Origin of the sequence: Nonomuraea sp. NPDC003709, from assembly GCF_040610775.1 — a bacterium.
Classification (GTDB): domain Bacteria; phylum Actinomycetota; class Actinomycetes; order Streptosporangiales; family Streptosporangiaceae; genus Nonomuraea; species Nonomuraea angiospora_A.
On record NZ_JBEXMW010000005.1, the window covers coordinates 74,294 to 97,284 of the forward strand.

The window sequence follows — 22,991 nt, forward strand, 5'->3', positions numbered from 1 at the left end:
GGTGTCACTGGAGGCCGGAGCCGGTGAAGGCCAGGCCGCGAGTCAGGTAGCGCTGCCCGAAGGCGAACAGCAGCAGAGTGGGCAGCATGGCGACGATCGATCCGGCCATGAGCGGCCCGTAGTCGGTCTGCCGGTTGAAGGAGAACGCGGCCAGGCTCATCTGGATCGTGCTCATGTCCGGGTCGTTGAGCACGATCAGCGGCCAGAGGAAGCCGTTCCAGCCCGCCACGAAGGTGAAGACCGCCAGGGTGGCCAGCGCGGGACGGCACAGCGGCAGATAGATCCGCCAGAAGATGCGGAACTCGGGGCAGCCGTCGACGCGGGCGGCCTCGCCCAGTTCCCTGGGCAGCGCGAGGAAGAACTGCCGCATCATGAACACCGCGAAGGCCCCGACGGCCCCCGGCAGGATGACCGCCCAGTACGTGTTGAGCAGGCCGAAGCCGCCCTGGCCGGCGAGATCGTTGCCCCCGGCCAGCGGGAAGTTCTTGACGATGAGGAACGACGGCACCAGGGTCACCACGGACGGCACCATCATCGACGCGAGCAGCAGCCGGAACAGCACCCGGCTGCCGCGGAACGGCAGCCGCGCGAACGCGTAGCCGGCCAGCGACCCGAGCAGCAGGTTGGTGGCGACGCCGGCCACGGCGAGCAGCAGCGAGTTGGCGAAGTGCCGGGCGAAGGGGACGGTGGTGAACGCCGCCCCGTAGTGCTCGAAGGTGATCCTGTCGGGCAGCCACGTGATGGGCAGGGAGATGATCTCGTCGTCCGGCTTGAGCGACGTGCTCAGCGACCACAGGAACGGCAGCAGCATGAACAGCCCGACGACGGTGAGCACGGCGTAGAACAGGGTGATTCTGATCGTCCGGATCATGTCTCGTCGCTCCGGTTGAGCCGCATGTTGAGCACGGTGACCGCCACGATGACGAGGAAGAGCGTGAACGCCTGCGCCGAGGCGTAGCCCATGTGCAGCCGGTTGAAGCCGGTCTCGTAGATCTGGTAGACGGGCGTCAGGGTCGAGTTGCCCGGACCGCCCTTGGTCATCACGTACGCCTGGTCGAAGAGCTGGAACGCGCCGATCAGCGACAGCGTCGTGACGAACATCGTCGTGGTGCGCAGCTGCGGCCACGTGATGTGGGCGAACGCCGCCCAGCGGCCCGCCCCGTCCAGGGCGGCGGCCTCGTACAGGTGGCCGGGGATGTTCTGCAGCCCGGCGAGGTAGATCAGCATGTTGGAGCCGACCCCCTGCCACAGGGTGACCAGCACAATGGAGAGCATGGCGGTGCTGCTGTCGCCCACCCACGCCGGGCCGGGGATGCCCAGGAAGCCGAGGATCTCGTTGACCGGCCCGTAGTGGCTGTTGAGCATCCAGGTCCACACGGTCGCGGCGGCCACGGGGGAGGTGACCACGGGGATGTAGTAGATGGTGCGGAAGACGCCCATCGCCGGGAGCCTGCTGTTGAGCGCCACCGCGAGCAGCAGCGAGACGGCGATCATCGCGGGCACGAACATCGCGCAGTACAGCAGGATGTTCTTCAGCGTGAGGGCGAAGGTGGCGTCCTTCAGCAGCCTGGCGTAGTTCGCCAGGCCGGCCCACGTCGGCGGGGTCAGCACGTCGTACGAGGTGAAGCTGAGGCCGAGGGCGCCGATGACGGGCAGCACGGTGAAGACGAGGAACAGCACCATCGGCGGCGCGGCGAACAGCGCCCCGGCCCGCGCCTGGTGCCGGCTCAGCAGGGAGCCCCCGGGCCGGGCGCGGCCCGGGGATGCGCGGCCGGCCGCGGACCGGCCGGCGAGCGTCTGGGTCATGTCTGTGCCACCTCCATGGCGAACTGCGCGAACAGGCTGTTGGCCCAGCCGAACCAGGGGCGGGTGAAGACGCCGGGATCGTCGGGGTCGAAGCTCTCGTGGACGTATCCGGTACCGGCCGTCGTGGCCGCGAGCACGGCCAGCAGCTCGTCCCGTTCCGACGCGTCGGTGGACGTCAGGCCCTGCATGATCAGCGATAACGGCCAGACATGTCCGGACTTGGTATGCGGGCTGCCCACGCCCCGCGCGTACCTGCCCTCGGCGTAGTGCGGGTTGCCGGGGCCGAGCACGAAGGCGCGCGTGTTGCGGTACGTCGGGTCGGACGCCGGCCGGTATCCCAGGTAGGGGATGGAGAGCAGGCTGGGGATGTTGGCGTCGTCCATCAGCAGGTGGTTGCCGAGGCCGTCGCTCTCGTAGGCGTAGATCTCGCCGTGGACGGGGTGGCGGACGACGGCGTGCCGCCGGATGCCTTCGTCGATCTCCGCACGCAGTCGTACGGCGTCGTCGGCCAGGCCGGCGTCCGCGTAGATCTCCCGCGCGAACTTCGCCAACCGGCCCAGCACGACGACGGCGAACATGTTGGCCGGGACGAGGAAGCCGTACGTGCACGCGTCGTCGCTCGGCCGGAACGCGGAGCGGACCATGCCCGTGTACCCGCAGGCCGGGCCGCTCCCCTCGTTGACCAGCGTGTCGGTGGGCAGCCCCGGATCCGGCCGGACGAAGCGGTACGGTGAGCGCTCGGGCCGCTGCTCGGCGCGCATCGTGCCGACGACGGCGACCAGCATGCGGTACACGGACTCGTCGAACACCGAGACGTCGCCGGTCGCCCCCCAGTAGAGGTGCAGCAGCCGGATCGGATGGCACAGGGAGTCCAGCTCCCACTTGCGCTCCCAGACCCACGGCCCCGCGCGCGGCACGTCGTCGTGGTGGCCCTGGCCGTCGGGGCTCTCGTTGAACGCGTTGGCGTACGGGTCGATCGCGACGTACCTGGCCTGCCGGTGGATCACCCCGCGCACCATGCGGCGGACCTCGTCGTCGGCGGCCGCGTGCCGCACGTACGGCTCGACCTGGGCCGCGGAGTCGCGCAGCCACATCGCCGGGATGTCGCCGGTGAGCACGAACGTCGTCCCGTCCGGCAGCGGCCTGACCGTGCTCTCCAGCGTGTTGAGCAGGCACTGCCGGAACATCGCGGCGGCCTCGGGGTGACGCCGCGCGAGCCGGGGCTCGACCTTGTCGGCGAGGTCATGTACGGCTTTCACACGGTTCCCTTCGACGTCGCTTGAGGGAAACGTAAGAATCAAGTTGTCATAAGTCAATATGTCTGAAACATCGAGATATAAGATGATATATATCTGGATGGGTTGACATACCAACTGAATGGGCGAGGGGAAGAGTGGCTGAGAGAGGCCCGCTGCTGTACGAGCGGATCGTCGACTACCTGCTGGACGAGGTCAGGCGGGGCGCCCTGGCCCCGGGCGACCGCGTGCCCTCGGAGATGGAGCTGGCCGAGCGGTTCGAGGTCAGCCGCATCACCTCCAAGAAGGCGCTCGAACTCCTCCGGGAGGCCGGCGTCGTCCATCGGATCCGCGGCAAGGGCTCGTTCGTGGCCACGGACCTCCCCGACCTCGACCGGCTCACGCCCGCCGCGCGCCCCGCCGAGGGGGAGCGCGTCCCCGGGGCCATCGCGATGATCTATCCGGACGCGTCGGAGGCGTACGGACTGGAGCTGCTGTGCGCGGTGGAGGAGCGCTGCGCCGAGCGGGGCATCCCCCTGGTGATCAAGCGCACCCGCGGCAGCCAGGAAGAGGAGGAGAAGGCGATCGAGTCGATGGTGGACTCAGGGCTGGCCGACGGCCTGATCGTGTTCCCCGTCCACGGCGAGTACTACAACGCCGGCCTGCTGCGGACCATCCTCGACGGCCACCCGCTGGTCCTCGTCGACCGCTACCTGGCCGGGATCCAGGTGTGCGCCGTGCACACGGACAACGCGGCCGCCGCCCGCGCGCTGACCGAGCGCCTGCTCGACCAGGGGCACCGGCACGTCGCCTTCGCCTCACCTCCGCCGGAGAACACCTCCAGCATCGAGGAGCGGCTGGAGGGCTTCCGCGCCGCCTGCGCCGCCCGCGGCCTGCCGCTCGACCGGCAGCATCACCTGACCGAGCTGTCCAGCACCCTGCCCGGCGCCTTCAGCCCGGAGAACGTGCGGGCCGACATCGAGCGGATCCGCGCCTTCCAGGCCCGCGAACCCCAGGTCACCGCGTTCGTGGTCTGCGAGTACAACCTGGCGCGGGTGCTGGACCGGGCGATCGACGGCCCGGTCATCGCGTGCTTCGACTCGCCGCTCGACCCCGTCGCCGGGCCTGCCTTCCTCCACGTACGGCAGGACCAGCGCGAGATGGGCAGGCGCGCGGTGGACCTGCTGCTCGCCCAGACGCGCGGCGAGCCCGTCCCCGCCCGCTCCGTCGTGCCCTTCACCATCGTCGAACCCGTGTGATGAACGGAGAATCCTTGTCCGATGTGTTGAAGTCCGACGTGTCGAAGTCCGACGTGTCGAAGTCCGACGTGTCGAAGTCCGACGTGTGGAACCACCGCGCCGACCTGGCCCAGCGCAGCATCGACCACTATTTCGCCGCCCCCGGGGAGCAGCTGTTCAACAACTGGCATCCGCTGGAGCCCGGTGACAACGACGTCTTCAACTACTGGTGGCTCGCCCACGCCGTTGACGTCCGGATCGACGCGTACCTGCGGACCTCGGACCCGGCACGTCTGGAGCAGGCCAGGCACATCCACGACGGGATCCTGCGGCGCAACGGGGGAGAGCTGTTCAACGACTACTTCGACGACATGCTCTGGCTCGCCCTGGCGACCCTGCGCCTGGCCGAGGCGACCGGGGAGAGCGAGCTGTACGGGGAGGTCGTCGAGCTCTGGGAGCACGTTCTCGACCAGGGCTGGAACGACCACGAGGGCGGCGGCATCGCCTGGCGCGTCTCCCAGCCGTACTACAAGAACACCCCCGCCAACGCCCCGTTCGTCATCCTCTCGGCGCGGCTGCACCGGCACACGGGCGAGCGGCGCTACCTGGAGCAGGCCCGGCTCGTCATGGACTGGCTGGAGCGCACGCTCGTACGGCCGGACGGGTTCGTGCACGACGGTGTCAACCGCCAGGAGGACCACGCGGTCGACGAGGACTGGCGCTTCACGTACAACCAGGGTCTGTACGTCGGCGCGTGCGTCGAGCTCGCCCGCGCCCTTGGCCCCGGCCTCGGCCTCGGCGAGGAGCCTGACCTCTACCTCTCCCGCGCCGCCCGGACCGCGCGGACGGCCATCGCCGAGCTGGGCGTGGACGGCGTGTTCGCCGCCGAGGGGGAGGGCGGCGACGAGGGACTGTTCAAGGGCATCTATTACCGCTACGCCCGCGAGCTCGTCGAGGCCGCCGAGGTGCCCGAGGTCAGGGCCTTCGTGCTGGGCAGCACCGAACACCTGTGGCGGTCGTGCGGCCGTGACGGCCTCGTCCTCGCGAGCGAGCAGTGGGACCGCCCGCCCCGGGCGAAGGTCCCCCTGTCGGCCCAGCTCAGCGCGGCCATGGCCACGGAGGTGTGCGCCGCCCTGACGTCGCCGCGCGTCCATCCGCCCGGGCAGCCTGACCGCATCGCCTAGCATTGACCCGGTTTCGCGTCCGAGTCGGCTCGCCGCTGAGGGGAGTGCGCCATGCAGGTCGTGGTCATCGGGGCGGGTCTGGGCGGCCTGTGCCTGGCTCAGGGACTCAAGGCGGCCGGGGTCGCCGTGACGGTCCACGAACGCGATCTCTCCGTCGGCCACCGGCCGCAGGGCTACCGCATTCACCTCGATTCCAGGGCCGCCCGCGCGCTGAGTGAGTGTCTGCCGCCGCGTCTCTACGAGCTCTTCACCGCCACGTCCGGGCAGCCGAGCAGGCGGGTCACGATCGTCGACGAGCACCTGCGCGAGCTGCATGCCGTCCGCTTCGGCGACGGCGCGTCCGGCCAGGCCCCGGAGACGTTCAACGCCGCGGTGGACCGGATGACGCTGCGCACGATCCTGCTCGCCGGGCTCGACGAGGTTCGCTTCGGTGCCGAGTTCGTCCGCTACGAGCAGGACGGCGGGCGGGTACGCGCCTTCTTCGCCGACGGCTCGACCGCCGCGGGCGATCTGCTGGTCGGCGCCGACGGCATCGGCTCGCGCGTACGCGGCCAGCGCCTGCCCCAGGCCCGGGTCAAGGACCTCGGGGTTCGCTGCCTCTACGGCCGGACGACCCTCGACGACCGGGTGGCGGGGCTGCTGCCGCCCGCGCTGACGGAGGGCTTCATGTCGGTCAGGTCGTCCCGTGCCGGACTGGCGCTCGGCCTGGTACGGCCCCGCGAGAACCCCGCCGAGGCGGCGGCGCGGCTCTGGCCCGGCCTGCGGCTGGACTGGGCCGGTGACTACGTGATGTGGGCGCTGGCCGTGCCCGCCGCGGCGCTCCCCGGCACCGACCGCGAGCTGGCCGCCGCCGACGGCGCCCACTTGCACGAGCTGGCCGCCGGACACGTCGCCGGCTGGCATCCCGACCTCGTCGAGCTGGTCGCCGCCGCCCGGGCCGACCAGACCTTCTACGTCCCGGTCAGGAGCTCGGTCCCGCTCAAACCGTGGGGGCCGGACAACGTCACCCTGCTCGGTGACGCCGTACACGCGATGAGCCCGGCCCAGGGATCGGGGGCCAACTGCGCGCTCCTGGACGCCGCCCTCCTGTGCCGCGCCGTCGGCGCGGGCGGGCCGCTGGTCGAGGCGGTGGGTGGCTACGAGCGCAAGATGACCGAGCTCGGCTTCGCCGCCGTCCGCGCCTCCGAGCGGGCGGCGGCCGGTGGCGGGCTCCTGGCGAAAGTCCTGGCCCGGCTCGCGAGCCTCCGGCCGAACCAGGAGTAGCCCCGGCACGAGGCCGTCACGTCGCGGCCAGGAGCGGCCGTTCTGACGGGTGTCCGGAACGCGCGGTCAACCGGTCGGCTGCTCCGCCCGGCAGCGCGTCGTGGCCGGCCCCTGTGAGCCCCCGGCCGGCTTGACGATCGGACCCTCCGCTTGGTCACCCGAGCCCGTGGTAGGCCAGGTTCACGGCCAGAGCGGCCACCGCCAGCGAGGAGAACACGGCCCACGGGCCGAAGTGATAGTCGCGGGCCCGCAGGTGGGCGGCGAACGCCCCGAGGAAGTACAGCACGAGGCCGGCGGCGGCGAGCGTGCCCAAGGCCGGCACGGCGAACCCGGCCAGCAGCCCCAGCGCGCCCGCCCCCAGCAGCAGCCCCAACGGGAGCATCCAGGACCGGGGGACGCGCATGATGTCCGCCTGGCGCTTCGGGTAGTCGTGGCCGACGAGGTTGGCGACGGCGGTCAGGCCGATGATCGCCGAGGCGAGGAGGGTGATGACGAGGTAGGCGGCGAACACGAAGGTCTCCTTCTCCATGAGGACGACGGCAGGTCGATCGCCTCACGGACGGGGCAGCGCCCCGGGGAGTGACAACGTGCTCATGTGACTTAGGTCATGGCGCCACGCCGGCGAGCTTCTCCGGGTTGCTGACCACGTGCACCGTCTTGATCGCCCCGTCCAGCACGTGCAACGTGATCGCCAGCACCGGCGTGCGTCCCGAGCGGACGACGATGCCCGGGCCGCCGTTGACCTGGAGCACCTGAGCGTGCGAGTCGCCGGGCATGCGCTTGGAGAGGATGACGATCGCGCGGGCCACGTACTCGTGGCCGTGGATCGCCTTGCGGGGTGCGCCGGTGAGGCCGCCGCCGTCGCTCACCATCGTCACGTCCGGTGCCAGCACCTCCAGCAGGGCTTCCAGGTCGCCGCCGAGGCAGGCGGCCAGGAACCGCTCGGTGGCCTGCTGCCTGGTCGCCGGGTCGGCGTCGTAGCGGTGGCGCCGTTCCTCGACGGCCTTCCTGGCGCGGTGCGCGATCTGCCGCACCGCCGCGTGGTTGCGCCCGACGAAGTGCGCTATCTCGGCGTGGTTGTAGCCGAAGGCCTCGCTCAGCACGAACACCGCGCGCTCCGTCGGCGACAGGACCTCCAGCACGAGCAGCATCGCGGTCGACACCGAGTCGGAGAGCACCACGTCCTCGGCGACATCCGGGAGGGTGAGCATCGGCTCGGGCAGCCACGGCCCGACGTAGGACTCGCGCCGTACGCGTGCGCTGCGCAGCCGGTCGATCGCCAGCCGGGTGGCCACCCGCACCAGATAGCCTTCGGCGTCCGCGACGGTGGCCACGTCGACGCGGCTCCAGCGCAGCCAGGCGTCCTGCACCACGTCCTCGGCCTCGGTGACGCTGCCCAGCACCCGGTACGCCACGGCGTGCAGCAGACCCCGGTGCTCGGTGAACTTCCGCTCGGCCTCAGGCATTCGCGTCATGAGAAGGGCTTACCAGGGACACAAGCGGGCCGCATCACTTGTCAAGGTTCGGTGTCAGGGCTACGATCACACCGATCTTTAGGAAACTTTCCTAAATAAGGAGTGGGGTCCGTGGTCCGTCCCCGTCGTCGCGGGATCCTGTCGTCGCTCGCCATCGCCCTGGCGATCCCCCTGATCACCGCCGTCCTGTCCCCGCCCGCCGCCGTGGCCCGGACGGCGCCGGCCGCCTTCGCGCATCCTGGCGTGCTCGTCAGCAAGGCCCAGCTCGACTTCGTCCGCACCAAGGTCAACGCCGGGGCCCAGCCGTGGAAGGGCGCCTACGACCAGATGATCGCGAGTCCGCTCGCGTCGTTGTCGCGGACCCCGAAGCCGCGGGCCGTCGTGGAGTGCGGCCCGTACTCCAACCCCAACAACGGCTGCACGGACGAGCGCCAGGACGCGCTGGCCGCCTACACCGACGCGCTGGCCTGGTACATCTCCGGAGACAGCCGGTACGCGCAGAAGGCGACCCAGATCATGGACGCCTGGTCCGGCGTGATCACCGACCACACCAACAGCAACGCGCCGCTCCAGACCGGTTGGGCGGGATCGTCCTGGCCCAGGGCGGCCGAGATCATCCGTTACACCTACACCGGGTGGTCCGCCACGGGCGTCAACCGCTTCACGACCATGCTCCGTGACGTCTACCTTCCCGAGATCATCAACGGCAGCGCCCGCACGAACGGCAACTGGGAGCTGACGATGATGGACGCGACGATCGGGATCGCGGTGTTCCTACAGGACAAGGCCGCCTACGACAAGGCCGTGAGCACGTTCCGGGCCCGCGTGCCCGCCTACATCTACCTCACCACCGACGGAGCCTTCCCCAAGGGCCCGGCGGGCAGCGGCATCGACACCCGGGCCGAGGTCGTCGACTACTGGCAGGGCCAGGACACCTTCGTCGACGGGCTCTCCCAGGAGACGTGCCGCGACTTCACCCACACCGGGTACGGCCTGGCGTCGATCGCGCACATCGCCGAGACGGCCCGGATCCAGGGCCAGGACCTCTACCCCGAGATCGCCGACCGGCTGCGGCACGCGCTCGGCCTGCACGCCAAGTACCAGCTCGGCACGGCCGTGCCGGCGTGGCTGTGCGGCGGGAGCCTCACCCTGGGCCTCGGGCCGGTCACCGAGGTCGGCTTCAACGCCCTGCACAACCGCATGGGCATCGCGATGAGCAACACGCAGGCCCTCACCGAGCAGCAGCGCCCGGCGGGCACCAACAACCTCTTCGTCGCCTGGGAGACCCTCACCCACGCGGGCAATCCCAACTAGGCCAGACATAAATCTGCTACACAAGTCTTTCGCAGCGCCATGAAACTGTGGCAAGTTGAGTACCTGTGAGCGTACGGGGCATGACCGCATCCAGCGCGTCCGCGCCCCGCGCCCAGGAGCTCGCCACAGGAGGACTGCGATGACCCAGACGTTGCCGGAGCGGTGCGGGGTGGTGGGCGGCGGGCGCATGGGCGCCGGCATCGCCCACGCCCTGCTCCTCGCGGGCTGCCACGTCACGCTGGTGGAGCGCGACGGCGAGGCCGCGGCCGCCGCGCGGGACCGGGTGGCGCGGGCGGTCGAGGGCAGCGCGAAGCGCGGCCTGATCGAGGACGCCGGCGCGCCGATGGCCCGCCTCACCACGGTGACGGACCCCGCCGGGCTGGCCGCGGCCGGGCTGGTGATCGAGGCGGTGCCCGAGGACGTCGACCTCAAGCTCGTCACGCTGCGCGCCGCCGAGGACGCGGTCGGGCCGGAGGCCGTGATCGCCTCCAACACCAGCAGCATCTCGCTCGACACGCTCGCCCAGGCGCTCGCCCGCCCCGAGCGCTTCCTCGGGCTGCACTTCTTCAACCCCGTCCCGGCCAGCAGGCTCGTCGAGGTGGTGATCGCGACCGCCACCGACCCAGCCCTGCGGGAGCGGGCCGTGGCGTGGGTCGAGGCCATCGGCAAGGTGGCCGTGGTCGTCCGCGACTCGCCCGGCTTCGCCAGCAGCAGGCTCGGCGTCGCCCTCGGGCTGGAGGCGATCCGCATGGTCGAGTCCGGCGTCGCCTCGGCCGAGGACATCGACGCCGCGATGACGCTCGGCTACGGACACCCGACCGGGCCGCTGCGCCTGACCGACCTCGTCGGCCTGGACGTCCGGCTGGGCATCGCCCGCTACCTCGAACGCGAGCTGGGCCCCCGCTTCGCCCCGCCCGACCTGCTCGTCCGGCTCGTCGAGCAGGGCCACCTGGGGCGCAAGACCGGTAAGGGCTTCTACGACTGGAGCGAGTCGTGAGCACGCTGGAGAGCTACCTCGAAGGGGCCTGGCGCGCCGGAGGGGGAGAAGGCGTCCCGGTCGCCGACGCCGTGACCGGCGAGATCGTCACCCGGGTCAGCGGCGAGGGGCTCGACCTCGCCGCCGCCGTGGCATACGCCCGAGGCACCGGTCTGGCCGCGCTCGGAGAGCTGACCTTCCCGCAGCGCGCCGCCGCGCTCAAGGCCGCGGCCCTGGCGCTGCAGGAGCGCAGGCAGGAGCTGTACGAGCTGTCCGCGCGGGCCGGCGCCACCCGGCGGGACGCGCAGGTGGACGTGGACGGCGGCTTCGGCACGGCCCTCGTGTACGCGAGCCTGGCCCGCAAGGGCCTGCCCGACCACACGCTCATCGTCGAGGACGACCCGATCCCGCTCGGCAGGGGCGGCACGTTCGCGGGCCGCCACGTCCTCACCACCCCGCGCGGCCTCTCCCTGCAGATCAACGCGTTCAACTTCCCGGTCTGGGGCATGCTGGAGAAGCTCGCGCCCGCGCTGCTCGCCGGGCTGCCCACGATCGTCAAGCCCGCCACCCCGACCGCCTACATCGCCGCGCACGCCGTGCGGATCATCGCGGACGCGCTGCCGCCGGGCGCGATCCAGCTCGTGGCGGGGAGCGTGCCCGGGCTGTTCGACCTGCTCGGCGGGCAGGACCACATCGGCTTCACCGGCTCGGCGGCCACGGCCGCCCTGCTGCGGTCCGACCCGGCCGTCACCCGCCGCTCGGCCCGCTTCAACGCCGAGGCCGACTCGCTGAACTGCTCGGTGCTCGGCCCGGACGCGGTGCCGGGGGAGCCGGAGTTCGACCTGTTCGCCGACGCCCTGGTGACCGAGATGACGGTCAAGGCGGGGCAGAAGTGTACGGCGATCCGGCGCGCGTTCGTCCCCGCCCAGCTCATCGACGCGATGGCGGAGGCGATCGCGGCCAGGCTGGCGAAGGTGGTCGTGGGCGCCCCCGGCGCCGAAGGCGTGACCATGGGTGCTCTGGTCGGGCAGGCCCAGCGCAGGGACGTCCGGGCCGCGGTCGCGCGGCTCGCGTCGGCCGGCACGGTGGTCTTCGGTGACGCGCGGACGGTGGAGGTGGTCGGCGCGGACGCCGGGCGCGGCGCGTTCCTGTCGCCGCTGCTCCTGCGCGTGGACGACACCGTCCATCCGGAGCCGCACGAGATCGAGGCCTTCGGGCCGGTGAGCACGCTCATGCCGTACAGCGGGGTCGCCGAGCTGAACGCGCTGATCGCCCGCGGCGAGGGCTCGCTGGCCGGCTCGGTGGTGTCGTACGACGCGGACTTCGTCCGGAAGGTCGTGCTCGGCGCCGCCGCCCACCACGGCCGCCTGCTGGTGCTCGACCGCGACAGCGCGGGCGAGTCAACCGGGCACGGCACGCCCATGCCCCAGCTCGTCCACGGCGGCCCCGGCCGGGCGGGCGGCGGCGAGGAGGAGGGCGGCCTGCGCGCCGTCCACGCCCACCTCCAGCGGACCGCCCTCCAGGGCAGCCCGGAGACACTCGACTCGATCCTGAAGTAACGACAAACAAGCGTAGAGAGAGCAGCGATGAGCACCGACTCCCGTACCGGCGCCGCCCCCGTGCCCAGCGGCCCGCTCAGCCGCGTGGACTACAGCGAGCGCATCCCCAACAACGTCGACCTCGCGGGCGACCGCCGCCTGCAGCGGGCGCTGGAGGGCTGGCAGCCGAAGTTCCTGGACTGGTGGAAGCAGCTCGGCCCGGCCCTGCCGACCAAGGACGTCTACCTGCGCACGGCGGTGGCCGTGGGCCGCGACGGCTGGGCGCACTTCGAGCACGTCCCCATGGAGGAGTACCGCTGGGGGATCTTCCTGGCCGAGCGCGACCCCGACCGCAAGGTCGGCTTCGGCAAGCACAAGGGCGAGCCCGCCTGGCAGGAGGTGCCCGGCGAGCACCGGGCCGACCTGATGCGGCTCATCGTCGTGCAGGGCGACACCGAGCCCGCCAGCGTCGAGCAGCAGCGCGTCCTCGGCAACACCGCTCCCAGCATCTACGACCTGCGCAACCTCTTCCAGGTCAACGTGGAGGAGGGCCGCCACCTGTGGGCCATGGTCTACCTGCTGCACGCGTACTTCGGCAGGGAGGGCCGCGAGGAGGCCGAGCAGCTGCTCAAGCGCAACTCCGGCGACCTGGACTCGCCGCGCATCCTGGGCGCGTTCAACGAGGAGACCACCGACTGGCTGCAGTTCTTCATGTTCACGTACTTCACCGACCGCGACGGCAAGTACCAGCTCGGCACGCTCAAGGAGTCGGCGTTCGACCCGCTGGCGCGCACCTGCGAGTTCATGCTCAAGGAGGAGGCCCACCACATGTTCGTGGGCACCACGGGCGTGCAGCGGGTCCTGGAGCGCACGGCCGAGCTGATGAAGGAGCACGGCACGGCCGACGTCCTGCCGTACGGCGGCATCCCGCTGGACGTCATCCAGAAGTACCTGAACTTCCAGTTCTCGGTCTCGATGGACCTGTTCGGCTCCGAGCAGTCGACCAACGCCGGCAACTACTTCACCTCCGGGCTGAAGGGCCGCTGGATGGAGACCCGGCGCAAGGACGACCACGTGCTGCTGGAGGACACCCGCGAGCTGCGCCACGTCGAGGACGGCCAGATCAGGGTCAAGACGGTGCCGATGCTCAGCGCGCTCAACCTCGACCTGCGCGACGAGTACGTGGCCGACTGCGCCAACGGCGTGCGCCGCTGGAACCAGGCGCTGGAGGACGCCGGCCTGGACGAGCGCCTTTACCTGCCGCACGAGGGCTTCAACCGCAAGGTCGGCGTCTACGCCGGCCACCACGTGACCCCGCACGGCGAGGTCCTCGACGAGTCCGCCTGGCAGGCCCGCGCCCACGGGTGGCTGCCCACCCCCGAGGACCGCGAGCAGGTCGCCGCCCTCATGGTCCCGGAGTACGAGTACGGCAAGTTCGCCGGCTGGATCGCCCCGCCGAAGACCGGCATCAACGACCAGCCGGTCGAGTTCGACTACGTGCACCTGGCCGACGAAGGGCTCCTCTAGTGCCGGGCGGCGGCCTCTTCGTCCATGAGGTCCCATTCGGCCTGCGCGCGCCGGTGCCAGCGGTTGTGCAGGTCGTGGAAGACGGCCGCCGCCCGGGGCCCCGGCCAGGCGTGGTCGAGCAGCTCGGCCGGCAGGTCGGGGTCGAGGAACGGGAAGCGGCGCCACTCCTGGATGAGCAGCACCTGGTTGACGAACGCCTCCCGGCCGGAGGCGACCGCGCGGCCCTCGAACTGCTCGATGAAGCTCACGTAGCGCTTCTCCACGTCGTCGAGGTCCCATGCGGCCGAGATCAGCTTGGCGGTGTCGCCGATGCCCGCCGACGGCCCGGTCCAGGCGTAGGCCCGGTCGGTCAGGTCCAGCTCGCGGATGACCTCGCGTACCGCGGCCTCCTTGGAGGCGTCGGGGATCACCCAGAGCGCGGGGGAGGGGGAGCCGAGCCCGAGCCAGGTCAGCTTGGTGCGCAGCCGGTGGCGGAGCTGGCGCTGGGTCTCGGGCACGCCGGCGGTGAGCACGAGCCAGCGGCCGTCCCACTGGTGGGGGGCGCGCATGAAGCCGTAGATGCGCTCGGTGCCCTCGCGCAGCAGCCGGTCGCCGGCCTCGGTCAGCCTCCAGCGCACCTTGCGGCCGTGCCGCTCGGACGCCAGCAGCTCCTCTGCGGCGGTGCGGGCCAGGGCCTGGCGCGCGGACTTCTCCTCCACGCCGAGCGCGCCGAGCGCGGCCACCAGCGTGCCCGTCCACACCTCGCCCCCGCGCGGCAGGACGAACTCGCCCAGGACCGTCAGCAGCGTCGACCGCGCGCTGGCGGACGCCTTCTCGCGCGGGCGCTCCGCGGACTCGGCCGGCACGGTTGCCCTCCCGTCGTTCGACACGCTCGTGACGCGCATTCTGCCAGGTCGGGCACCCTCGCGGATGCGCATCCAGGCAGAAGCACTACAAACACTTGACGCTACTCATGATAGACGTCGAATATTGGACCAAGGTCCCACGCCCTCCCGGAGCACGCATTGACTGTCACCTTCGCGACCTCCCCAGGCCGCTACCGCCACTGGACTCTCGCGGTGGACGGGGCGGTGGCCACCGTCACGCTCCGCGTGGACGAGCACGGCGGCCTCGTCCCCGGCTACGAGCTGAAGATGAACTCCTACGACCTCGGCGTCGACATCGAGCTGTACGACGTCGTCCAGCGCCTGCGCTTCGAGCATCCCGAGGTCAGGGCGGTCGTGCTCACCGGCGGCCTGGACCGGATGTTCTGCGCCGGAGCCAACATCCGGATGCTGGCCCAGTCCACGCACGCGTGGAAGGTCAACTTCTGCAAGTTCACCAACGAGACCCGCAACGGTATCGAGGACGCCACCGAGCACTCCGGCCAGACCTGGATCGCCGCGCTCAACGGCACCGCCGCCGGCGGCGGCTACGAGCTCGCACTGGCCTGCGACCAGATCGTCCTGGTCGACGACGGCTCCTCGGCCGTCTCCCTGCCCGAGGTGCCGCTGCTCGGCGTGCTGCCGGGCACCGGCGGCCTGACCCGCGTGGTGGACAAGCGGCACGTGCGCAAGGACCGGGCCGACCTGTTCGCCACCAAATCCGAGGGCTTCCGGGGCCGCACGGCCATGGAGTGGGGCCTGGTGGACGCCGCAGTGCCGCGCCACTCGTTCGAGGAGGAGGTGACCAGGCGGACGGACGCGGCGGTGGCGGCCTCCGCCCGGCCTTCGACCGCCACGGGCGTGGCCCTGACGCCGCTCGACCGCAAGGACGACGGCGACGCCATCACGTACCCGTACGTGACCGCCCGGATCGACCGGGCCGGCCGCCGGGTCGAGATCACCGTGGACGGCCCGAGCGACGCCCCACCCGCGGAACCCGCGGACCAGGGCGCCGGCTACTGGCCGCTCGCCGTGACCCGCGCGCTGGACGACCTGATCCTGCACCTGCGCACCAACGAGCCCGAGCTCGGCATCTGGGTGCTGCGCGCGGCCGGCGACCCCGACCGGGTGCTGGCCTACGACGCCCAGCTCCGCGAGCGGGCCGGGCACTGGTTCGTCAACGAGGTGCGCCACTACTACAAACGCACGCTCAAACGCCTCGACGTCACCAGCCGCAGCCTCATCGCCGTCATCGAGCCGGGCACGGCCTTCGCGGGCCTGCTCGCCGAGCTGGCCCTGGCCGCCGACCGGCAGTACATGCTGGAGGGCGTCTACGAGGACCGCGACGAGGCCGCCGTCCCCGCCACCCTCGTCCTCACCCCGTCCAACGACGGCCTCCTCCCGATGGGCAACGGCCTGTCCCGCCTGCGCTCCCGCTTCTGGGGCAACGACCAGGACCTGGAGGCCGCCCGCGCCCGGTTCGGCGAGCCGCTGGAGGCGGCCGCCGCGATGGAGCTCGGCCTGGTCACCCTCGCCCTGGACGACATCGACTTCGAGGACGAGCTGCGCATCGTGCTGGAGGAACGCGCCTCGCTCTCGCCCGACGCGCTGACCGGCATGGAGGCCAACCACCGTTTCGCCGGCCCGGAGACGCTGGAGACCAAGATCTTCGGCCGCCTCACCGCCTGGCAGAACTGGATCTTCGTCCGGCCCAACGCCTCCGGCCCCGACGGCGCGCTGCGCCGCTACGGCACCGGCCGCAAGGGCGACTACGACCTCAAGAGGGTCTGACATGACCATCTTCAACGCGGGCGACTGGCTCGTCCACCGCCACGTCCGCGAGGGGCGCGGGGACCGGGTGGCGGTCCGCGGCGGCGTCACGCTCACGTACGCGCAGCTGTCGGACCTCGTGGCGACCGCCACCGCCGCCCTGCGCGCACTCGGCCTGCGGCGCGACGACCGCGTGGTCTTCGTCACCAGCGACGGCGTCCCCATGTTCGTGGGGATCCTGGCGGCCTTCTGCGGCGGGTTCGTGGCCGTGCCGGTCTCGACCATGCTGGGCGCCAAGGAACTCGGCGCGATCATCGCCGACTCCGGCGCCGCCGTCGTCGTCGCCGGAGCCGAGTACGCCCCCCAGGTCCAGGAGGTGCTCGCCGCGGCGCCCGAGGTGCGGCACGTGGTGTGGGAGGGCGACCCGCCGCCCGGGAGCACGTCCCTGACATGGGAGGAGCTGCTCCGCGCGGGCGGGGGAGAGCGGCGCGAGCCCGCTCCCACCCTGGAGGACTCCTGGGCCCTGTGGCTCTACACCTCCGGCACCACCGGCGTCCCCAAGGGCGCCATGCACCGGCACGCCAACGTCAGGCACGTCTGCCAGACCTACGGCGACCAGGTGCTCGGCATCCGGCCCGACGACGTCTGCTTCTCCGTCGCCAAGCTGTTCTTCGCCTACGGCATCGGCAACTCGATGTTCTTCCCGCTCTCGGCCGGAGCCGCGACCGTGCTGGAGCCGCGTCGCCCCGCCCCCGCCGTGACCGCCGAGCGGATGGCCGCCGACCGCCCGACCTTGTTCTTCGCCGTCCCCACCTTCTACGCCGCGCTGCTGGCCGCCGACCTGCCCGCCGGCACGTTCGCCTCCGTACGGCTGGGCGCCTCGGCAGGGGAGGCGCTGCCCGCGCCGCTCCAGGAGCGGTTCACCGGCCGCTTCGGCGTCGAGATCATCGACGGGATCGGCTCCACCGAGGCGCTGCACATCTTCCTGTCCAACCGGCCCGGCGACGTGCGCCCCGGCACCACCGGCCGTCCCGTGCCCGGGTACGACATCGAGCTGCGCGACCCCGACGGCCGGCTCGTCGCCGATGGCGAGCCGGGCGCGCTGCACGTGCGCGGCGAGTCCATCGCCCTGGGCTACTGGCGGCGCACCGACGCCAGCCGCGCCGTGTTCGCGGGTCAGTGGCTCAACACCGGCGACACCTACACGCGCTCTGCCGAGGGCTACTACACCTGTCTGGGCCGCAGCAACGACCTGCTCAAGGCGGGCGGCATCTGGGTCTCGCCCGCCGAGGTCGAGAGCCGGCTGCTGGAGCACCCGGCGGTCCTGGAGGCGGCCGTGGTGGGCGTGGCCGACGAGCACGGGCTGGACAAACCGGTCGCCTGCGTCGTCGCCCAGGGGCAGGTCACCGCCGAGGAGCTCGTCCAGTGGTGCCGCGACGGCCTGGCCGCCTTCAAACGGCCCCGCCGGGTGGTCTTCCTCGACCGGCTGCCCAAGACCGCGACCGGCAAGATCCAGCGCTTCCGGGTCCGCGAGCTCCTCGCCGAGGAGGCCCGCGCGTGAACGTCGACGTGCTGATCATCGGCGCCGGTCCCGTGGGCCTGTACGGCGCCTACTACGCCGGGGTCCGCGGCCTGAGCACGGCGGTGGTCGACTCGCTCGGCCAGGTCGGCGGCCAGGTGAGCGCCATGTACCCGGAGAAGGAGATCTACGACATCGCCGGGTTCCCGGCCGTCTCCGGCCGCCGCCTCATCGCCAATCTGGTCGAGCAGGCCGCCCCGTACGAACCGGCGTACGTGCTCGGGGAGGAGGCCCAGCGGCTCGAACGCGCCCCGAGCGGCCGGCTCGTGGTCAAGACCGGCGCGGGCACCGAGATCACCGCCGGGGCCGTCATCGTGACCGGCGGCATCGGCACCTTCACGCCCCGCCCGCTCCCGGCCGGGGAGGAGTTCCTCGGCCGGGGCCTGGCCTACTTCGTGCCCGAGTCCGCGGACTACGCGGGCAGGGACGTCGTCATCGTCGGCGGCGGCGACAGCGCCGTGGACTGGGCCCTCATGCTCCACCCCGTCGCGCGCAGCGTCACGCTGGTCCACCGCCGCGCCGCCTTCCGCGCCCACCACGGCTCCGTGGAACGGCTCACCGCGTCGCCGGTCGAGGTCGTCGTCAACGCCCAGGTCACCGCCGCCCTCGGCGGCGACCGGCTGGAACGCGTCGAGCTCAGCACCGGGCGGGCCCTCACGTGCCAGCGGCTGGTCGCCGCCCTCGGCTTCACCGCCAACCTCGGCCCGCTGCGCGAGTGGGGCCTCGACCTGCACGACAACCGCCACCTGGTCGTCGACTCCGCGATGCGCACCAACGTGCCCGGCATCTTCGCCGCCGGTGACATCGCCGAGCACGACGGCAAGGTCCGGCTGATCGCGGTCGGCTTCGGCGAGGTGGCCACGGCCGTCAACAACGCCGCCGTGCACCTCGACCCCGCCGCCCAGCTCTTCCCGGGGCACTCCACCGACAACCCCGCCCCGGGTCCGTAACCAGGAGATTCACCATGCCGTACGTCATCGCCGAACCCTGCATCGACGTCATGGACAAGTCGTGCGTCGAGGAGTGCCCGGTCGACTGCATCTACGAGGGGGACCGCAAGCTCTACATCAACCCCAAGGAGTGCATCGACTGCGGCGCCTGCGAACCCGTCTGCCCCGTCGAGGCGATCAGCCAGGACCGGCGGGTGGCCGACGAGCACGCGGAGTTCGTCGAGGACAATCGCCGCTTCTTCATCGAGGTGCTGGACGGGCGCGACGCGCCGCTCGGCGCGCCCGGCGGTTCGGGCAGAACCGGCCGGATCGGGGTGGACACCCCCATGGTCGCGGGCAGGTAAGGAGCATGATCGACGGCATCCCCCTCATCGACGCGCACGTCCACGTGCCGCTGCTCGGCACCCTCAAGCCCGCCTGGCTGCGCTGGGCCCGCGACTTCGGCGGGCACGGCGTGCTGGAGGACGTCTGGGACTCCGCGGGCAGGCCGCGTCCCGACCGCCTGGACGAGCTCTTCGCCGCCCAGGGCGTGGACGTCGCGCTGCTGTTCTGCGAGTACAGCCCCAAGGCCACCGGCACGCAGGCGTTCGAGGACCTGCTGCCGATCGTCGAGCACAACCCGGTCCGCTTCCGGCCGGTCGCCAACGTCAACCCGCACCTGCACTTCCCGCTCGCCGACGAGCTGCGCCGCCAGCTCGACCTCGGCGCCGCCGCGCTCAAGCTGCACCCCGTGCACGGCGGGTTCCGCTGCGACGACGCCGCCCTCTACCCCGCCTACCACGTGCTGGAGGAGCGCGGCGTCCCGCTCGTCGTCCACTGCGGCACCAGCTCCTTCCCGGGCGCGGCCAACGAGAACGCCGACCCGGGCTTCCTCATCCCGGTCATCCGCGACTTCCCCGGCCTCAACGTGGTGCTCGCGCACGGCGGACGCGGCTGGTGGTACGACGCCGCCGCCTTCCTCGCCCTGTCCCACGACACCGTGTGGCTGGAGCTGTCCGGCCTGCCGCCCAAGCGGCTGCCCGAGTACTACGCCAAGTACGACCTCACGCGGCTCGGCCGCAAATGGATCTTCGGCACCGACTGGCCCGGCGTCCCCGGGACCGCCGCCAACGCCCGGGCCGTCGCGGGCCTCCTGCCCGACGAGGTGGCCAGGGCCGTGCTCGCCGGGAACGCGACGAAGGTGTACGCCGGCCTGCGCACGGGGGAGTGACCATGCCCGTCTACGCCCTCGGCGACCAGGTGCCCCGGATCCACCCGGACGCCTACGTCCACCCCGACGCCGTCGTCATCGGCAGCGTCGTCATCGGCGCCGAGTCGTCGGTCTGGCCGTCCGCCGTGCTCCGCGCCGACTTCGGCCGCATCGAGATCGGCGAGCGCACCTCCATCCAGGACGGCACCATCCTGCACACCACCGAGCAGTGGCCCACCGTGATCGGCAGCGACTGCGTCGTCGGGCACAACGCCCACCTCGAAGGCTGCACGGTCGAGGACCGATGCCTCATCGGCTCCGGCTCGGTGGTGCTCAACCGCGCCGTGGTGCGTACGGGGTCGGTGGTGGGCGCCCAGGCCCTCGTACCCGAAGGGCTGGAGGTGCCGCTCGGCCACATGGCGCTCGGCGTGCCCGCCCGCCCCAGGCCGATGGAAGGGGCCGCGCAGAGCGAGTGGATCGGCTTCGGCGTGGCCGAGTATCGCGCCAACGCCAAGCGCTACCGCCACGAGCTGCGCCGGCTCGACCCCTGACCTTCTCCCACGTCAGCGGCGCCGCTCCAGGAACGCGGTCATGCGCTCGTGCTTCTCCTCCGTCTCGAACAGCACGGCCTGCGCCACGTCGTCGAAGCGCGGGTGCGCGCCGGGCGGGGCCGCCAGCGCGAGCTTGGTCAGGCGCAGCGCGAGCGGCGCGTTCTTCGCGATCCGGGCGGCCAGCCGGTCCGCCGCGGCCGGCAGCTCGTCCTGCGGCACCAGCTCGTTGACCAGCCGGACGGCCAGCGCCTCCTCGGCCGAGAGCACCCTCCCTGCGAGCAGGATCTCCTTGGCGAGCGGCTCGCCGACCAGCTCGCGCAGCCGCCAGCAGGCCCCGGCGGCGGCCATGATGCCGAGCCCCGCCTCCGGGTTGCCGAAGCGGGCCCGCGGGGTGGCGAGGCGGAAGTCGCAGGCGTAGGCCAGCTCCGCGCCGCCGCCCAGGGCGGGGCCGTCGACGGCGGCGATCGTGGGCATCGGCAGCCGGGCGATCCGGTCGAACAGGCCGCTGTTGATGCCCGCCAGCGCGTCCTCGCGGCGGCGCTCGCGCAGCTCGCGGATGTCCGCGCCGGCGGCGAAGATCCCGTCGGAGCCGGTGAGCACGAGGATGCGCGGCCGCCGCTCCAGCTCGGCGCAGACCGCGTGCAGGTCCGTCACCATCGCCGCGTCGATCGCGTTGCGCACCTGCGGCCGGTCCAGCCGGACCAGCATCCGGTCGGTCCCGTCCTCGATCTTCACGGTGTCGTTCAGCGGCAGCACCGCGCCCTCTTTCCTCGTCGTCATGTCTCAGCGGTGGATCACGGGCAGGATCAGGCGGCTCGGGTGCCCGGGACCGTGGAGCACGCTGTTGGTCGCGACGACGACCTGGCCGGCGGTGTCCTCGGCGATGGTCCCGCCGGTGTTGGTGTTGCGGTCGTAGCGGGGGAAGTCGCTGGAGGAGACCTCGAGGCGGATCCGGTGCCCGGGCAGGAACACGTTGGAGGTCACCGACAGGTCCAGCGTCACCTCGTACACCTGGCCGGGGGTGAGCGGCTCCGGCTCGGCCAGGGAGTCGCGGTAGCGGGCGCGCAGGATGCCGTCGGTGAGGTAGATCGCCCGTCCGTCGGGGAAGACGTCGACGAGCTTGCCCGTGAAGTCGGTGTCGCGCGCCGACGAGGTGACGTGGAGGACGAGCGAGACGTGGCCGGTGACCTCGACCGGCTCCTCCAGCGCGGGGGTGGTGAAGCAGAGCACGTCGTCGCGGGCCTCGACCGGGCGCTGGTCGACCGGGCCGGCCCCGTTGACGGCGGCGGGCATCATGATCCGGCCGCCGCGGGTGGGCACCGGGTCGGCCGGGTCGTAGGTGTAGGTGTCGGTCGCCTCCGCCGTGGGCGGCCGAGGGCTGAGGACGCCGTCGCCGCCGGCGGTGTTGGCCCGGCCGGCGCCGTCGAGGAAGTAGTCGGTGTACTCGGTATCGGGCAGCGGCCAGTCCTGCTCGTCGCGCCACTGGTCGATGCCCATGACGAAGATCCGTACGGGCGCGCCGTCGGCCGGCGCGTCGGTGCGGCCGCGCAGCCAGCGGTCGAAGAAGCGGATGTGCGCCCCGGTCAGGTCGGCCGCCATGCCGCCGGCGCTCATCCCGAACCGCCGGTCGTGGTAGGCCCCGTCCTGGTACAGGTGGTCCCAGGGGCCGATGATCAGCCGCTGCCCCTCGCGGGCCTCGGCGCTGCCGCCCTCGGCGCGCATGCGGGTGTAGGTACGGACGGTGCTGTCGACGAACAGGTCGAACCAGCCGCCCACGTTGAGCGCGGGCACGGTCACCTGGTCGAACCGCTCGGCGACGGCGAGGTCCTGCCAGAACCGGTCCCGGGCCGGGTGCCGCAGCCACTCGGCCCACCAGGGCGACTGCTTGTTGAGCAGCGGCTGGTCGCCGATCGGCAGGGTGGCCAGATGCGGCTGCGGATCGGCCGCCATGCCGGCCGCCTCCATGAGAACGCCGAAGTCGCCCGCGGTCTGCGCCGCCGTCAGCGTCATCATCGTGGTCCACGTCCAGGTCGTGTGCCACGAGAGCGCGCCTCCCGCGGAGTACCAGGGCGCGTGGTAGAAGTCGGTGCTGGTCACCGTCGGGGCTATCGCCTTGAGCCCGGCGGGGGCCTGCGAGGCGCCGGCCCACTGCACGAAGCCGAGGTAGGAGGCGCCGTAGCCGCCGATGTTGCCGTCGCACCACGGCTGCTCCAGGAGCCAGGCGACGGTGTCGGCGCCGTCGTGCGGGTCGTCCGTGTGGGGGGTGAACTCGCCGTTCGAGCGGAACCTGCCGCGTGTGTCCTGCCAGACGACCGCGTACCCGGCTTCGAGCAGGGCCTGCAGGTTGGGAGTGATGGGAGATCCGCCGAGGCCCGGCAGGGCGTCCTTGCCGTAGGGGACGCGCACCAGCAGCGTGGGCGCGGGTGGTCCTTCGGGGATCCAGAGGTCGGTGGCGAGGGTCACCCCGTCGCGCATCGGCACCATGACGTCCTTCTCGACCGAGAAACGCATCCTAATCTCCTACGCCAGCACG

Annotated in this window: 21 protein-coding genes; 13 read left to right on the plus strand and 8 right to left on the minus strand. The window is 71.9% G+C overall.

The features are described from left to right. Positions 1 to 4: 4 nt before the first annotated feature. From ABZX61_RS16760 to ABZX61_RS16770, 3 genes are read right to left on the minus strand one after another with little or no spacing between them, the layout of a single operon-like run. On the minus strand, positions 5 to 871 hold the full coding sequence (locus tag ABZX61_RS16760; protein ID WP_355195326.1) for a carbohydrate ABC transporter permease: 867 nt from the start codon (positions 869 to 871) through the stop codon (positions 5 to 7). Next, on the minus strand, positions 868 to 1,806 hold the full coding sequence (locus ABZX61_RS16765) for a sugar ABC transporter permease (RefSeq protein WP_355195328.1): 939 nt from the start codon (positions 1,804 to 1,806) through the stop codon (positions 868 to 870). Before ABZX61_RS16765 ends, ABZX61_RS16760 begins: the two co-directional genes overlap by 4 nt. Further along, positions 1,803 to 3,065 carry a glycoside hydrolase family 125 protein gene (locus ABZX61_RS16770; RefSeq protein ID WP_355195330.1) on the minus strand — a complete coding sequence of 421 codons (1,263 nt, stop codon included), beginning with the start codon at positions 3,063 to 3,065 and terminating at the stop codon, positions 1,803 to 1,805. The genes ABZX61_RS16765 and ABZX61_RS16770 overlap by 4 nt, the downstream gene beginning before the upstream one ends. A 134-nt stretch (positions 3,066 to 3,199) precedes the next feature. Here ABZX61_RS16770 and ABZX61_RS16775 point away from each other — a divergent pair, with 134 nt between their 5' ends. From ABZX61_RS16775 to ABZX61_RS16785, 3 genes are read left to right on the plus strand one after another with little or no spacing between them, the layout of a single operon-like run. Continuing rightward, the gene (locus ABZX61_RS16775) at positions 3,200 to 4,300 is read left to right on the plus strand and encodes a substrate-binding domain-containing protein (protein ID WP_355195332.1); all 1,101 of its coding nucleotides are present in this window, start codon (positions 3,200 to 3,202) and stop codon (positions 4,298 to 4,300) included. Between the two features lie 23 nt (positions 4,301 to 4,323). After that, a complete protein-coding gene (locus ABZX61_RS16780) occupies positions 4,324 to 5,463 on the plus strand; it encodes a glycoside hydrolase family 76 protein (RefSeq protein ID WP_355196123.1) in 1,140 nt (379 codons plus the stop codon). 51 nt (positions 5,464 to 5,514) lie between these two features. Beyond that, on the plus strand, positions 5,515 to 6,726 hold the full coding sequence (locus ABZX61_RS16785; protein ID WP_355195334.1) for an FAD-dependent monooxygenase: 1,212 nt from the start codon (positions 5,515 to 5,517) through the stop codon (positions 6,724 to 6,726). Between the two features lie 154 nt (positions 6,727 to 6,880). On the opposite strand, the gene ABZX61_RS16790 is transcribed toward ABZX61_RS16785, so the two are convergent. Together ABZX61_RS16790 and ABZX61_RS16795 are read right to left on the minus strand one after the other, a co-directional pair. Further along, a complete protein-coding gene (locus ABZX61_RS16790; RefSeq protein WP_355195336.1) occupies positions 6,881 to 7,255 on the minus strand; it encodes a DoxX family protein in 375 nt (124 codons plus the stop codon). Positions 7,256 to 7,331: 76 nt separating this feature from the next. Further along, positions 7,332 to 8,201: an RNA polymerase sigma-70 factor gene (locus tag ABZX61_RS16795; RefSeq protein ID WP_355195338.1), complete on the minus strand. Its 870-nt coding sequence runs from the start codon at positions 8,199 to 8,201 to the stop codon at positions 7,332 to 7,334. Positions 8,202 to 8,312: 111 nt separating this feature from the next. Here ABZX61_RS16795 and ABZX61_RS16800 point away from each other — a divergent pair, with 111 nt between their 5' ends. The 4 genes from ABZX61_RS16800 to boxB all read left to right on the plus strand — a co-directional run bounded on the left by ABZX61_RS16800 (position 8,313) and on the right by boxB (position 13,556). Further along, positions 8,313 to 9,515 (plus strand): alginate lyase family protein, encoded by a 1,203-nt coding sequence (locus ABZX61_RS16800; protein WP_355195339.1) that lies wholly within the window; start codon positions 8,313 to 8,315, stop codon positions 9,513 to 9,515. Between the two features lie 139 nt (positions 9,516 to 9,654). Further along, positions 9,655 to 10,512, plus strand: coding sequence for a 3-hydroxyacyl-CoA dehydrogenase family protein (locus ABZX61_RS16805; protein WP_355195341.1), 858 nt, complete (start codon positions 9,655 to 9,657; stop codon positions 10,510 to 10,512). Further along, complete coding sequence (gene paaZ / locus ABZX61_RS16810; protein ID WP_355195343.1) at positions 10,509 to 12,050, plus strand: phenylacetic acid degradation bifunctional protein PaaZ; 1,542 nt, start codon at positions 10,509 to 10,511, stop codon at positions 12,048 to 12,050. The genes ABZX61_RS16805 and paaZ overlap by 4 nt, the downstream gene beginning before the upstream one ends. A gap of 27 nt (positions 12,051 to 12,077) precedes the next feature. After that, positions 12,078 to 13,556 carry a benzoyl-CoA 2,3-epoxidase subunit BoxB gene (boxB, locus tag ABZX61_RS16815; RefSeq protein WP_355195345.1) on the plus strand — a complete coding sequence of 493 codons (1,479 nt, stop codon included), beginning with the start codon at positions 12,078 to 12,080 and terminating at the stop codon, positions 13,554 to 13,556. Here boxB and ABZX61_RS16820 read toward each other — a convergent pair. Then, on the minus strand, positions 13,553 to 14,401 hold the full coding sequence (locus ABZX61_RS16820) for a PaaX family transcriptional regulator C-terminal domain-containing protein (RefSeq protein ID WP_355195347.1): 849 nt from the start codon (positions 14,399 to 14,401) through the stop codon (positions 13,553 to 13,555). The genes boxB and ABZX61_RS16820 overlap by 4 nt on opposite strands. Positions 14,402 to 14,560: 159 nt before the next feature. Here ABZX61_RS16820 and boxC point away from each other — a divergent pair, with 159 nt between their 5' ends. From boxC to ABZX61_RS16850, 6 genes are read left to right on the plus strand one after another with little or no spacing between them, the layout of a single operon-like run. After that, a complete protein-coding gene (gene boxC / locus ABZX61_RS16825; protein WP_355195349.1) occupies positions 14,561 to 16,210 on the plus strand; it encodes a 2,3-epoxybenzoyl-CoA dihydrolase in 1,650 nt (549 codons plus the stop codon). 1 nt (position 16,211) lies between these two features. Continuing rightward, the gene (locus ABZX61_RS16830; protein ID WP_355195351.1) at positions 16,212 to 17,750 is read left to right on the plus strand and encodes a benzoate-CoA ligase family protein; all 1,539 of its coding nucleotides are present in this window, start codon (positions 16,212 to 16,214) and stop codon (positions 17,748 to 17,750) included. Then, positions 17,747 to 18,718 carry an NAD(P)/FAD-dependent oxidoreductase gene (locus ABZX61_RS16835; RefSeq protein WP_355195353.1) on the plus strand — a complete coding sequence of 324 codons (972 nt, stop codon included), beginning with the start codon at positions 17,747 to 17,749 and terminating at the stop codon, positions 18,716 to 18,718. Before ABZX61_RS16830 ends, ABZX61_RS16835 begins: the two co-directional genes overlap by 4 nt. 14 nt (positions 18,719 to 18,732) lie before the next feature. After that, positions 18,733 to 19,062, plus strand: a complete 330-nt coding sequence (gene fdxA / locus ABZX61_RS16840) for a ferredoxin (RefSeq protein WP_350738204.1) — start codon at positions 18,733 to 18,735, stop codon at positions 19,060 to 19,062. A 5-nt stretch (positions 19,063 to 19,067) separates the two neighbouring features. Further along, on the plus strand, positions 19,068 to 19,928 hold the full coding sequence (locus tag ABZX61_RS16845; RefSeq protein WP_355195355.1) for an amidohydrolase family protein: 861 nt from the start codon (positions 19,068 to 19,070) through the stop codon (positions 19,926 to 19,928). A gap of 2 nt (positions 19,929 to 19,930) precedes the next feature. Beyond that, positions 19,931 to 20,458 (plus strand): gamma carbonic anhydrase family protein, encoded by a 528-nt coding sequence (locus tag ABZX61_RS16850; protein WP_355195357.1) that lies wholly within the window; start codon positions 19,931 to 19,933, stop codon positions 20,456 to 20,458. A 12-nt stretch (positions 20,459 to 20,470) separates the two neighbouring features. Here ABZX61_RS16850 and ABZX61_RS16855 read toward each other — a convergent pair whose 3' ends face one another. Then, positions 20,471 to 21,238 (minus strand): enoyl-CoA hydratase/isomerase family protein, encoded by a 768-nt coding sequence (locus tag ABZX61_RS16855; RefSeq protein WP_355195359.1) that lies wholly within the window; start codon positions 21,236 to 21,238, stop codon positions 20,471 to 20,473. 3 nt (positions 21,239 to 21,241) lie between these two features. Next, positions 21,242 to 22,969: a CocE/NonD family hydrolase gene (locus tag ABZX61_RS16860; RefSeq protein WP_355195361.1), complete on the minus strand. Its 1,728-nt coding sequence runs from the start codon at positions 22,967 to 22,969 to the stop codon at positions 21,242 to 21,244. Between the last annotated feature and the right edge of the window lie 22 nt (positions 22,970 to 22,991).